Consider the following 12,676-nt stretch of genomic DNA (forward strand, 5'->3'; position numbering starts at 1 on the left):
CAGGGAGGATCTCATGAAAGTCACAGCTACACTTGCGTTTGCGATTACGCTGGCAAGCTCCGCTGCCTTCGCACAGGGCTATCCCAACAGGCCGATCACCATGCTGGTGCCGTTCGCGGCCGGCGGTGCCACCGACACCGTTGCGCGCGTCACCGCTGCGACAATGTCGAAGATCCTCGGCCAGACCATCATCATTGAAAATGCCACAGGCGCCGGCGGCACCATTGCCGCCGCACGCGCAGCTCGCGCCGAGCCGGACGGCTACACGATCCTGATCCATCACATCGGAATTTCTACGGCTGCGACGCTGTATCGCAAACTGCCTTACGATACCAAGACCGCCTTCGCGCCGATCGGCCTCGTCACCAATGCGCCGATGACCATCATCTCCAGGCCGAACCTGCCGCCGAACACGCTCGCCGAGCTGATCACCTATATCAAGGCCAACGGCGACAAGATGACATTCGGCAATGCCGGCCTCGGCGCCGCCTCGCAGCTCTGTGGCCTGATGTTCATGAATGCCATCGACAAGCAGATCCTGTCGGTGCCCTACAAGGGCAACGGCCCGGTGATGAACGATCTGATCGCCGGCCAGATCGATCTCACTTGTGACCAGACCACCAACACCACCGGCCCGATCGCGGCGAAACTTGTGAAGAGCTACGCGATCACGACGAAGACGCGTTTGTCGTCCATGCCGGACCTGCCCACCGCGGATGAAGCCGGCCTGAAGGGTTTTGAGGCGGGCGCCTGGCATGGCATCTACGCGCCAAAGGGAACTCCTGACGATATCGTGCAGAAACTGGCGAAGGTGCTGCAGGATTCGTTGCGCGATCCCGAACTGATCAAGCGCTTCAACGACATCAACACCGATCCGGTGCCACAGGATCAGGCGACGCCGCAGGCATTGAAGAAGCAGCTCGACAGCGAGGTCGATCGCTGGGCGCCGATCATCAAGGCGAGCGGACAGTTCGCGGACTAGCGTGCGAGCGTGACGTTATTTGCCACCAGCAACTGCGCGAAGGCATCGCTTGCCAGATATTGATATTCGCGCTCGCGCTGGTCGGTGAACGGATCGAGGTCGATCAGAATATCGTCGACATGGCCGGGATGGCACATCACGAGTCCGCCATCCGGAAGGTCGTTGAGGAAACCGGCCATGAGCGTGCCGAAGTCGGCGTGCTTCGTGAAATCGTAGGCGCCGGCGAAGCCCGGATTGAACGTCACGCTGGCGCGCGTCGCACGTCGGCGGAACGTGGCGCTGAGCGTGTCGAGCAACAGCGCCTTCGGATTATCGAGGCGTTGGCCTAACGGCAGCACGCGGCCGGATTGCCGAACCCAGGCCTTCGGCGCATTTTTCTTCACTGCGGCGAGGAGGGCATCGCGCACCTGCGGGAACGTCTGCACGTGCTGGTGTCCGTCGATATAGTCGGGGGCGCGCCCGAACAGGGCCACAAACTTCGTGATCTGCGTAGTCAGCTCGGTTTCGATCGCCTCGCGATCGAGTTTTCGCAATAGGCTGAAGCGCAGCATCTTGCCGAGCGGCAGGAACAGCTCGTCGAGCAGCGGGCGGTAATGCATCGTCAGCGGATGAAACGGGGCGGTCAGCGTCGCGTGTAGCCCGATCTCGCAATTCGGGTTCTTGGCGACGGCGTCCTGCAACGCGCTCACATCATCGCGCGAAATTGCAGGACCGACCACCATCACGGATGTGGCGTTGAGGCGTCCGAGCGCAATGAGTTCGCGGATGCCCTGATTGACGCCGGGGCTGATGCCGTAATCGTCGGCGCAGAGTGTGATGCGGCGCAGGGCTGCGCCGGTCATTCGGCAGCGGTCCGGTCGGTGGTTTGCGTCACACTATCGGGGGTGTTGCGCTTCACGCTGTGTTCGGCGACGAAATAGATCGGCCGCGCCTTCAGTTCGGACAGGATCTTGCCGATATATTCGCCGAGCACGCCGATCATGATCAGCTGCACGCCGCCGAGGGTCATCAGGCCGACGACCAGCGATGGATAGCCCGGTACCGATTTGCCGGAGACCCATGTCTCCCACAGGATCGACAGACCGAACAGGAACGCGCCGAAGGCGAGCAGAAGACCGAGCAGGCTGGCGAAACGCAGCGGAGCCACCGAGAACGAGGTCAGGCCTTCGATCGACAGGCCGATCAACTGCTTCGGATTGAACGAGGTCACGCCGTGCTCGCGTGCCGCCGGTTCGTAGTCGACGCGGAGCTGGCGGAAGCCGATCCAGGTCGCCAGTCCCTTGAAGAACCGGTTGCGCTCCGGCAACTGGCGCAACGCCGCAGCCGCACGCGGTGACAGCAGACGGAAGTCGCCGGCATCTTCCGGGATCTTCTGCCGCGCGCCCCAGTTGATCAGCGCATAGAAGCCGCGCACGGCCTGGCGGCGCAGGAAGGACTCGTTGTCGCGATGGGCTTTAGCGGTATAGACGACGTCATAACCTTCGACGATCCAGTGCCGCACCAGCTGTTCGACCAGTGACGGCGGATGTTGGCCGTCGCCATCCATGAACAGAACCGCGCCCTTGGTGACATGGTCGAGCCCTGCCATCAGCGCGGCTTCCTTGCCGAAATTGCGCGACAGTGACACGACCTGAACGTCGAGCGACGTGGCTTGCAGGCTGCGCGCAACCGCCAGCGTGCCATCGGCGCTGCCGTCATCGATATAGACGACTTCGCAGGCGAGGCCGTGGCGTTCTTTCAGTGTCGTCGCAAGCGTCGCCAGCCGCTCATGAAACAGAGCAAGGCCGGGCGCCTCGTTGTAAACAGGCACAACGATCGACAGGCCTTGTGCCGCGGCGGTCGCGGCATCGGTCGACAGGCTCGATACGTCGCTGCCCAGCATCATCGATCAGATTCCGATATCCAAAATACGCTCATGAATCATATGGTAATCAGCCAGTGCGTCCGCCAGCAAGGCGAAACGCCGCGCTGCGCGTTACTGCCGCAAGAACGCCTCAAGTTTGGCGAACAGCGGATTCTCGCGATCCATCACATAGTCGAGCGAGGCGACCGAGACGGTATCTGCGCCGTTGGCACGCAGGAAGCTGCTCAGCGCGTAAAGCTGCGCCGGCGGGCAGTGCAGCGTGATCATGCCCGACGAGGTCGGGCCGCCGAACGGCGACACCACGCCGAAGCGGTTGTGTGCCTCGGTGAGGAGCGCCTGATTGCAGCCGGCGAAGCGGGTGCGCACTTCCTTGTATTTGCTGGCGCGGGCGCGCGCGGCAATGTGGTCGAGAATGATGCGCGCGGTTTCCAGAGACTGCGCCGACCAGTCGGCGGCGCGCGAGGCGACGAGATTGGCCTGGCTGCGCAGGATGACGCCGTCATCGAGTACCTTGAGACCATTGGCGACGAGGGTCGCGCCGGTGGTGGTGATATCGACGATCAGTTCGGCCGTGCCGGTGGCCGGTGCGCCTTCGGTGGCGCCGGCGCTTTCGACGATGCGATAGTCGACCACGCCGTGCGACGCGAAGAAGTTGCGCGTCAGGTTGATATACTTCGTGGCGACGCGCATGCGGCGATTGTGCTGCGCGCGGAAGCCGGTGGTGACGTCATCGAGATCGGCCATGGTGCGGACGTCGATCCAGGCCTGAGGCACGGCAACGACCACATTGGCGCTGCCAAAGCCCAGGCCATCGATCAAAGCGACCTTCTTGTCGGCGTCGGGGATGCTCTCGCGCAGCAGATCTTCGCCGGTGATGCCGAGATGCACGGCGCCGCGCGCCAGGTTCGAGGCGATCTCGCTGGCCGAGAGATAGGCGATTTCGACATTGTCGAATCCGGCAATGGTGCCGCGGTAATCGCGCACGCCGCCCGGCTTCGCCAACGTCAGACCGGCGCGGGTGAAGAAGGCTTCGGCGTTTTCCTGCAGCCGGCCCTTGGAGGGAACGGCAAGGACGAATGGTGCGGTCATGACACGCTCCCGGAAACCAGCGCCGAGGACGCGTTGTGAGTGAGGGCTTCGATCCAGATCGAGAAGCCGACCGCAGGGATCGGCGTAGCGGAGCCGAGCTGCGTCAGCAGTCCGTCATACCGGCCGCCGGCGACCAGCGGCTCGGTGCCATTGCCCTTGCGGTGCAGCTCGAATTCGAAGCCGGTGTAGTAGTCGACGCCGCGGCCGAATGACGTCGAGAAACGCGTCCTGGTGGTATCGATACCACGCGCCGCCATGAAGCCGATGCGGCTTTCAAATTCGTCGATGGCGGCCGTGATGTTGAGTTTGGCATCGGAGGCGAGCTTGCGCAGTTGCTGCAGGGCATCGTCGGGATCGCCGGATATCGCGAGGAAGCGCTTGATCAGCACCAGCGCATCGCGCGGCAGTGCGCCGCCTTTCAGCGTCGACTGTTCGAGGAAGCGATCGGCGATTTCCGCCACCGAACGGCCGCCGACATTGGTGGCGCCGGCGATCGACATCAGGTCGGTGACCAGTGCCAGCGCTGCGTTGCGGTCGGAGCCCGCGAGAGCAGCGAGCACGCCTTCATATTCGTTGCGGACCGGCGACTCTGCGAGGGTCAGCCGGTCGAGATCGTGGGTCAGGCTGATCTTGCGGTTGAAGTCTTTCATCAGCCGGCGCTTCCACACCGGATAGAGGTCGAGCGCCTCGATCAGCGCCGCGAACAGTGCGACGTCGCCGGTGCGGATCTCGATATCGCTGAGGCCAAAGGCGGCCGTCGCCTCGAGGCCGAGCGCCAGCATTTCGGCATCGGCGGCTGCGCGGTCCTGACGGCCGAAGGATTCGATGCCGGCTTGCTGGAATTCGCTGGGTGTGCCCTGCCGATAGCGGAACACCGGGCCGAGATAGCTGAAGCCCGCGGGCTGGCCGGCCTGCGGCGAGGCGAGATAATCGCGCGCCACGGGGATCGTGAGATCCGGCCGCAGGCATAGCTCTTCGCCCGACGCGTCGGTCGTCAGATACAGGCTCTTGCGGATGTCTTCGCCGGACATATCGAGGAACGGATCGGCCGGCTGCAGGATCGCCGGCTCGGCATGGGCGTAGCCGGCCTCGGCAAACGACAACAGCAGCGCATCCGCCCAGGCGGCGGATCCGGTCGCGCGAGGGGCGGCGGGTTTGGTCATCTCGAAGTCCAGCAATCTCAACAGAGTGGTCGTTGGCGCAGCCCATAGCATGGCGGTTGCGACGTTTCGACCACCATCACCCGGTGGCCTTAATGTCGGGTCATGGCAGCGGGCTATTTGCCTACTTGGTTACCATTCCAGTCACCAAGGGCCGTCTGCACCAGTGCCAGCGCAGCCACCGCCGCCGTATCGGCGCGCATGATCCGCGGACCCAGTGCCAGCCGGAGAATATTGGCCTGTTTCAGCAGCAAAGCCCGTTCCTCGTCGGCAAAGCCGCCTTCCGGGCCGATCAGCACATCGATTCCGGCTGAGGCGGCCTCCCGGGCGCCAGTCAGCGCGGCCATGGGATCTGCCACTTCCGCGGCCTCGTCGCAGAAGATCAGCAGCCGTTTGGCCTCCCGCTGGTCGAGATATTTGGGCAGGTTCAGCGGCTCGGCGACGCTGGCCACGCTCAGGATTCCGCATTGTTCGGCCGCCTCGACCACATTGGCGCGCATCCGCTCGGTATTGACCCGGCTGGCCTGGGTAAAGCGCGTCATGACAGGCTGCAGTGCCGCCGCGCCCATTTCGATGGCCTTCTGGACCATGTAGTCGAGCCGGGCGTGTTTCAGCGGTGCAAACACGTATGTCACGTCGGGCAGGCGATCCTGCGGCCGGACCTGGGTCAGCAGGGTCAGGCGGTCCGCCCGCTTGCCGCCGGAAATGGCGGCCTGCCATTCGCCGTCCTTGCCGTTGAACACCAGCACCGAGGCGCCGGAACCCAGCCGCAGCACATTGCCGAGGTAATTGCTCTGGTTGCGGTCGAGCGAAATGGTCGCGTCGGCTGCAAAAGGCGCATCGACAAAGAGGCGGGGGCTGCGGAAATCGGCTTGCGGCATCGTTCATGTTCCATTCAGAGGGCGAGCTTTAGCCCAACTGCGACGAATTATCATGCGAGAACGCGGCTTTGCGCCGTGCTGCCGCCCGAATCCGCGTGCTGTTGGTGGGTTGTTAAGGCTTGGCAGGAATCGTAGAAAGTCCTGAATCAGGATGGGCTTCGCCCCCGATCAATCGGGGCACTGAGCTGCCGGAGGAATATCTGTGATCATCCGTCGTTTGATTGTGCCGCTGTCCATGGCCGTGTTCGCCATGCAGGCTATCGAAGTTCACGCCCAGGGCGCGTTTCCCGCGCCGCTGCCGGGCAACAGCTCGGCTGCGCCTGCGAGTTCGTCGCCGTTTCCGCCGGTGAACGGTGCGCCTGCCAGCGCATCGCCATTTCCGCCGGTCAACGGTGCAGCGGCTGCGCCCAGCGCGTTTCCCTCCAATGGCGCTGCGCCGATTGGTGGTGGCGGCTTTGGCGCTCCTCCGCAGCAACAGGCGGGACCGCCCGGCGGCGAAGATTGCATGAAGGGCTTTCTGCCCCTGCGTCAGGACGCCGAAAAGAAGGGCGCTGCCATCAAGGCTGCGAGCGAGCGTCGCGCGCCTCCGGACGAGGCCTGCAAGCTGATCACCTCTTTCTCGCAGACCGAAGTCAAGATGATCAAATACATCGAGGCGAATGCGCAGAAGTGCGGCATCCCGCCCAATGTCGGCGAACAGATGAAGACCGGCCACAAGAACACCGAAGGCATGCGGCAGAAGGTGTGCAGCGTCGCGCAGCAGCAACGGGGTGGCGGTGGTGGCGGCCCGGTGGCAGCGCCGCGCCTCAGCGACGTGCTGGGCTCCTCGGCATCGCTGCCGGAAGCGAACAATGCGCGCAAGAGCGGCGGCACCACCTTCGATACGCTGAACGGCAACGTGCTCACCCGATGATCGGGTGGCAGATCATTCTGTTCCAATGAGCGACGCGGCCGCCCGCGTTGCGGATGCGACCGGCAACTGGGTCGATCGCTCGGCGCCGTTGTGGTCGCGGCCCTATCTGCGGCTGTCGCGCTTCGACCGTCCGATCGGCTCATGGCTATTGCTGATGCCGTGCTGGTGGTCGGCGGCGCTCGCCTCTGGCATGGCGCATGATATCCATCAATTGCCCAAGATGATCGCGCTGTTCTTCATCGGCGCCTTCGTCATGCGCGGCGCCGGCTGCACCTGGAACGACATCACCGATCGCGACCTCGACGCCAAGGTGGAGCGCACACGCTCGCGGCCGATTCCGGCCGGGCAGGTCACGGCGAAACAGGCTTTTGCATTTCTGGTGCTGCAGGCCCTCATTGGTCTCGTGGTGCTGCTTCAGTTTAACACTTTCGCCATTGCCACCGGCATCGCCTCGCTTGGCATCGTTGCCGCCTATCCCTTCATGAAGCGCATCACCTATTGGCCACAGAGCGTGCTGGGCCTCGCCTTCTCGTGGGGCGCGCTGATGGGCTTTGCTGTCGTGTTCGGCCGCATCGATGCAACAGCGCTGGCTTTGTACGCGGGTTCGATCTGCTGGGTGATCGCCTATGACACGCTCTACGCTCATCAGGACACCGAGGACGACGCGCTGATCGGCGTGAAGTCGACGGCGCTGCTGTTTGGGGAACGCACGCAGGCCGCGCTGACGCTGTTCTACGGGCTTGCCGTGTTGCTGATCGGCGCGGCGCTAGCACTGGCTGGCGCGCGCTGGCCGGCATGGCTCGGCCTCGCGGCGTTCGCGGCGCACTTGGCCTGGCAGATCACCCGCATCGATATCAGCGACTCCGCATTATGCCTGCGGCTGTTTAAGTCCAACCGTGACGCGGGGCTGCTGCTGTTTGCAGGATTGCTTGTGGATGCCATCATGCGGGCGGCGTAATCGCGCCTTCCCAGGCATTGGTGGACCGCAGAGATGGACGTCGCGCAGCTCAAGACACTCATCCATGTGGCCGAACTGGGAAGCCTGAGCAAGGCCGCCGATCGCCTTCGCATCGCGCAGCCAGCCTTGAGCCGGCAGATCAGATTACTTGAAAAGGAACTTGGCGCCGCGCTGTTCGAGCGGCACGGGCGCGGCATGGTCATCACGGAGATCGGCCGCGAAGTTCTCAACCACGCCACCCGCGTGATGACCGAGCTCGATGCCATTCGCAATGTCACCTCCGAGGAGAGCGCCTCGTTCAAGGGCCTCGTCTCCATCGGCACGACGCCGACCGTGGCCGAGATCGTCACCGTTCCCCTGGTGAAGAAGATCAAGGAAGTGCATCCGCAGCTCTCGATCCGGCTGTCATCGGCCTTCACGGGGCATTTGCTCGACTGGCTGCAGCGCGGCGAGCTCGAACTCGCCGTGTCCTACGATCCGCAGCCGCTGCGTTCACTGCGCATCGTGCCGGTGATGATGGAGAACTTGCTGTTCGTCAGCGCGGGCAGCAAGGGATTGCGGATGGACCGTCCCGTTCCGTTCGCAGCGCTGGCCCACGAAGAGCTGGTTCTCCCCAGTCTGCGCCATGGCCTGCGCGGAATCATGGAAGAGTGTGCGCGGCAGGCCGGCATTCAATTGCGCGGCAGTGTCGAGGCGGATTCCTTCGGTGCGATGATCGATCTGGTGCGCAACGGTGTTGGCTCGACCGCGCTTCCGCTCGCGCCGATCCATGCGCTGGTCGAGAGCGGCGTGCTCTGTGCGGCGCCGCTGGTCGATCCCACACCAGCGCGCAAGCTGGTGCTGGCCTATCCGGCAGACCGTTCGGTCAGCGCGGCGGCGCGCTTTGTCGGCGATACATTCACGGAGATCGCGGCCGATCTCGTCGCCCGGAATATCTGGGTTGGACACATGATCGATCCCAGGAAAACGTAGCTGCGTCGCACCATTCGCGCGCTGTCGAGTGCTGCAACGCCAGAGATCAAATCTCGGCATATCTCTTCGAGCAAATCGGTATGCGTCGGGCCGTCTGCTTTGGGCTAAGCGTGAGTCAGCGCTATGCTGCAAGCAACGGAGACTGGAATGTCAGATGCAGGGCCCACGCCCGGTTCACAGGTGGATTGGCGGCACGATGTGTTCCGCATCCTGAAGGAGGCCGACGTCAAGCACATCGTCTATGTGCCCGATGCCGGCCACTCCACGGCGATCCGTCTCGCCGACGAAGACAATGCGATCAATTCCGTGGTGCTGACCACCGAGGAGGAAGGCATCGGCTATCTCGCGGGTGCCTGGCTCGGCGGCGAGCGCGGTGCGCTGCTGATGCAGTCGAGCGGCGTCGGCAACTGCATCAATACGCTGGCACTGCAGGCTTGCACGCGCTTTCCTCTGCTGATGGTCGTGACCATGCGCGGCGACTGGGCGGAGTTCAATGCGTGGCAGAACCCGATGGGGCAGGCGACGGAGAAGGCGCTCAACCTGATGGGCGTGCTGACCTGGCGCGCCGATGAGCCGCAGGATGTAGCACCGCTGTTGCATGGTGCCGCGTCGATGGCATTCAATGGCGATGCGGCCTGCGCATTGCTCCTGGGGCAGCGTTTGATCGGAGAGAAGCAGTGGGTCAAGTAAACGAAACTGGCGCGCTCGATCGCCGCGAGGTCGTGCAGAAGCTGCTGGCCGGCCGCAAGGATCTGCTCGTGGTCACCGGCCTCGGCTCACCGTCTTATGACGTGATGGCTGCCGGCGACCACGACAACAACTACTATCTCTGGGCGGCGATGGGCAGCGCCGCCATGGTCGGGCTTGGGTTGGCGGCGGCGAAGCCCGACCATTCGGTGCTGGTCATCACCGGCGATGGCGAGATGCTGATGGGCATGGGCGGGCTTGCCACCATTGCCACGCGCAAACCTGCCAATCTCACCATCGCCATCCTCGACAACGGGCATTTCGGCGAGACCGGCATGCAGGTCAGCCATGCCGGGCTCGGCGTCAATCTCGATCGCGTGGCGCAAGCCTGCGGCTTCGGCTGGACGCGCGAGATTCGCGACATGGCCGGTGTGGAGGATCTGCGCGGTCGGCTGTCGTCGCGCGATGGCGTCAAGCTTGCGACCATCAAGGTGAAAGCGGAAAATCCGCCCCGCGTGCTGCCGCCCCGCGATGGTGTCTATGTGAAGAACCGATTCCGTGCAGCGCTGGGACACGCGCCGCTCTGAACAGACGGAAGGGCGCTCATCCACATGGATGCGGCGCCCTTCTGACGATCGCTGGGGGACCCAATGCTGGAAAACCAGTGTGGGAAACAAAAACATCATCAAGGGTAGGGAAACAATGGCGAGCAAGATCACGCGCCGCACGTTCTGCCGCTCGGCAGCCGTTACGGCGTCCAGCATGATGATTCCAGGTACCAGTGTCTGGGCGCAGGCAGACCTGCCGAAAAGCCCGATCACGCTGGTCGTGCCTTTCGCAGCCGGCGGGGCCACCGACATCGTCAGCCGGCATGTGGCCAAGAAGGTCTCCGATCAGATCGGGCAAACGATCCTCATCGAAAATGTCGGCGGCGCAGGCGGTGTGGTTGGTGCCACGCGGGTCGCGCGCGCGAAGCCCGATGGGCTGACATTGTTGATGGGCACGATCTCCACCCACACGATCAATCCGTTGATGGCGAAGGTGCCGCCTTATGATCCGGTCAAGGATTTCACGGCGATCTCGATGCTGGTGACGGTGCCCAATGTGCTGATGGTGTCCAAGCAGGTGAAGGCGACTACCGTCGGCGAGCTTATCGCGCTGCTCAAGGCCGATCCGACCAAATACAGCTATGGATCGTCCGGCGTTGGGACGCCGCCGAATCTGTCGGGAGAACTGTTCAAGGTGCAGGCGGGCGTGAAGATGGAGCACGTGCCCTATCGCGGCGGTGCACCGGCCATGAACGACCTGATGGGCGGACAGATCCCGGTTCTGTTCGACGTGCTGAGTGGTGCGGCACCGTTCATCAAGGCGGGCTCAATCCGCACGCTCGCCGTCACCACCAAGAAGCGGTCGCCGTCCTTCCCGGATATTCCGACCATCGCGGAGTCCGGCCTGCCTGACTACGAGACCTATACCTGGAACGCGGTGTTCGGCCCGCCCGGTATGGCACCTGCGCTGGCAGAGCGGTTGAGTTCGGAGTTCCGCAAGGCCGTCGCCGATCCGGACGTGGCGAAGCAGTTGCGCGAGCTGAGCGGCGATCCGGTGGGCTCGACCGGCGCCGAGCTCGAAGCACAGGTCAAGGCCGAGGGCGTGAAGTGGGGCCCGATCATCCAGGCCGCCGGTCTGAAGGCTGAGTAGCTCTGCGGAAGGATAGCGTTTTGACGTCTCTGAAAGCTGATCCTGCTGCATTTCTTGCTGCCGTGGCCGCAGTTATTGGCGGCAAATATGTGCGCACTGGTGCGGATGCCGATTCCTATCAGCAAGACTGGCGCGCCCGTTATCGCGGGGCGGCTGTCGCTGTAGCCCTGCCGGGAAGTACGGAGGAAGTTGCGGCGCTGATGGGCGTCTGCCGCAGCTTCGGTGTGGCGGTCGTGCCGCAAGCCGGTAATACCGGGCTCACCGGCGGAGCGATCGCACCGGATGAATTGGACTGCCTGATCGTCAATGTCTCGCGGCTCAACCGCGTGCGTAATATCGATCCGCTCAACAATGCGGTGACGCTGGAAGCCGGCTGCATTCTGGCGGATGTGCGTGCGCTGGCTGACCAGCACGACCGGCAATTTCCCGTGTTGCTCGGCAGCGTCGGCAGTTGCGAGATCGGCGGACTGATCTCCACCAATGCCGGTGGCACGGGTGTGCTGCGTTACGGCAATATGCGCGAGCAGGTGCTCGGGCTGGAAGTCGTGCTGGCGGATGGCCGGATCTGGAATGGCCTCAGGGCGCTGCGCAAGGACAATACCGGCTACGATCTCAAGCAGCTGTTCGTTGGCGCGGAGGGGACGCTCGGCATCGTCACCGCCGCTGTGCTGAAACTGTATCCGAAGCTCGCCGTCTCGGCGACGGCGATGGTGTCGATGGATCAGGTCGGCCAGGCGGTTGAGCTATTGCAGTATCTCCAGCGCACGACGGGCGGTCGTGTCGAGGCCTTTGAACTGATGTCGCAGAGCCAGTTACAGATCGTGCTGCGTCATGGTTCTGCGAGCGGCAGTCCGATGGCGGGCGAAGCCCCGTGGTATGTGCTGCTCGAACTGGCCGACAGCGCCGCGGACTGGAACGCGGTGGAAAGCCTCGAGACCGCACTGGCCGCAGCGATGGAGGACGGGCTCATCGGTGATGCGGTGATCGCAACCGATCAGGCCAAGGCCGATCGGATCTGGAACCTGCGGCACACGATTTCTGAATCCAACAAGCGCGAAGGCTTCACCGTGTCGAACGATACGTCGGTGCCGATCTCGGCGCTGCCGGAATTCATCGACCGCGTCACGCGTCGGCTGCAGCGCGAACTGCCGAATGCGCAGGTCGCGCATTGCGGGCATGTCGGCGATGGCAATGTGCATGTGATCGTCGTGTTTCCCTACGATATCGGCGACGCGCAGGTCCGCGAGGCTGCGGCGCACGAGGCCAACACCATCGTGCATCAGGAAAGCGTCGCCTGTGGCGGCAGTATCAGCGCCGAGCACGGCATCGGCCGCATGCATATCGATCGGCTTCCGCTCTACACGTCGGAAGTCGAGCTCGATCTGATGCGGCGCGTGAAACTCGCACTCGATCCCGACCGGATGATGAATCCGGTCAAGGTGTTGCGACTGCCGGGAGAGTAAGACGGCAGG

At 63.7% G+C, this 12,676-nt stretch carries 13 protein-coding genes; 8 read left to right on the forward strand and 5 right to left on the reverse strand.

Annotated elements, in window-relative coordinates; translation table 11 throughout:
* Positions 1-13: 13 nt before the first annotated feature.
* Positions 14-982, forward strand: a complete 969-nt coding sequence (locus tag AB8A23_RS28415; protein ID WP_089261917.1) for a tripartite tricarboxylate transporter substrate-binding protein — start codon at positions 14-16, stop codon at positions 980-982.
* Here AB8A23_RS28415 and AB8A23_RS28420 read toward each other — a convergent pair.
* From AB8A23_RS28420 to AB8A23_RS28440, 5 genes are all read right to left on the reverse strand, one after another.
* Positions 979-1,824, reverse strand: coding sequence for a ChbG/HpnK family deacetylase (locus AB8A23_RS28420; protein WP_439057280.1), 846 nt, complete (start codon positions 1,822-1,824; stop codon positions 979-981). The genes AB8A23_RS28415 and AB8A23_RS28420 overlap by 4 nt on opposite strands.
* Positions 1,821-2,867, reverse strand: coding sequence for a glycosyltransferase family 2 protein (locus AB8A23_RS28425; protein WP_089261913.1), 1,047 nt, complete (start codon positions 2,865-2,867; stop codon positions 1,821-1,823). Before AB8A23_RS28425 ends, AB8A23_RS28420 begins: the two co-directional genes overlap by 4 nt.
* 90 nt (positions 2,868-2,957) lie before the next feature.
* The gene (gene hisG / locus AB8A23_RS28430) at positions 2,958-3,935 is read right to left on the reverse strand and encodes an ATP phosphoribosyltransferase (RefSeq protein WP_068733618.1); all 978 of its coding nucleotides are present in this window, start codon (positions 3,933-3,935) and stop codon (positions 2,958-2,960) included.
* The gene (locus tag AB8A23_RS28435; RefSeq protein WP_439057282.1) at positions 3,932-5,098 is read right to left on the reverse strand and encodes an ATP phosphoribosyltransferase regulatory subunit; all 1,167 of its coding nucleotides are present in this window, start codon (positions 5,096-5,098) and stop codon (positions 3,932-3,934) included. The genes hisG and AB8A23_RS28435 overlap by 4 nt, the downstream gene beginning before the upstream one ends.
* A 113-nt stretch (positions 5,099-5,211) precedes the next feature.
* Positions 5,212-5,976: a 16S rRNA (uracil(1498)-N(3))-methyltransferase gene (locus AB8A23_RS28440; protein WP_089261909.1), complete on the reverse strand. Its 765-nt coding sequence runs from the start codon at positions 5,974-5,976 to the stop codon at positions 5,212-5,214.
* Between the two features lie 202 nt (positions 5,977-6,178).
* Here AB8A23_RS28440 and AB8A23_RS28445 point away from each other — a divergent pair, with 202 nt between their 5' ends.
* The 7 genes from AB8A23_RS28445 (at position 6,179) to AB8A23_RS28475 (ending at position 12,667) form a co-directional block, all read left to right on the forward strand.
* On the forward strand, positions 6,179-6,889 hold the full coding sequence (locus AB8A23_RS28445; protein ID WP_374725691.1) for a hypothetical protein: 711 nt from the start codon (positions 6,179-6,181) through the stop codon (positions 6,887-6,889).
* Between the two features lie 25 nt (positions 6,890-6,914).
* Entirely contained in the window at positions 6,915-7,847 is a 933-nt protein-coding gene (gene ubiA, locus AB8A23_RS28450; RefSeq protein WP_439057285.1) for a 4-hydroxybenzoate octaprenyltransferase, read from the forward strand.
* A 33-nt stretch (positions 7,848-7,880) separates the two neighbouring features.
* Positions 7,881-8,819, forward strand: a complete 939-nt coding sequence (locus AB8A23_RS28455; RefSeq protein ID WP_089261905.1) for a LysR substrate-binding domain-containing protein — start codon at positions 7,881-7,883, stop codon at positions 8,817-8,819.
* 147 nt (positions 8,820-8,966) lie between these two features.
* Complete coding sequence (locus AB8A23_RS28460; protein ID WP_089261903.1) at positions 8,967-9,509, forward strand: thiamine pyrophosphate-binding protein; 543 nt, start codon at positions 8,967-8,969, stop codon at positions 9,507-9,509.
* Positions 9,497-10,093 carry a thiamine pyrophosphate-dependent enzyme gene (locus AB8A23_RS28465; protein WP_439057287.1) on the forward strand — a complete coding sequence of 199 codons (597 nt, stop codon included), beginning with the start codon at positions 9,497-9,499 and terminating at the stop codon, positions 10,091-10,093. The genes AB8A23_RS28460 and AB8A23_RS28465 overlap by 13 nt, the downstream gene beginning before the upstream one ends.
* A 115-nt stretch (positions 10,094-10,208) precedes the next feature.
* On the forward strand, positions 10,209-11,204 hold the full coding sequence (locus AB8A23_RS28470; protein ID WP_439057289.1) for a Bug family tripartite tricarboxylate transporter substrate binding protein: 996 nt from the start codon (positions 10,209-10,211) through the stop codon (positions 11,202-11,204).
* Positions 11,205-11,224: 20 nt separating this feature from the next.
* The gene (locus AB8A23_RS28475; RefSeq protein WP_439057291.1) at positions 11,225-12,667 is read left to right on the forward strand and encodes an FAD-binding oxidoreductase; all 1,443 of its coding nucleotides are present in this window, start codon (positions 11,225-11,227) and stop codon (positions 12,665-12,667) included.
* Positions 12,668-12,676 lie beyond the last annotated feature (9 nt).

This window comes from Tardiphaga sp. 619_E2_N8_4 (assembly GCF_051810905.1).
GTDB classification, from domain to species: Bacteria; Pseudomonadota; Alphaproteobacteria; order Rhizobiales; family Xanthobacteraceae; genus Tardiphaga; species Tardiphaga robiniae.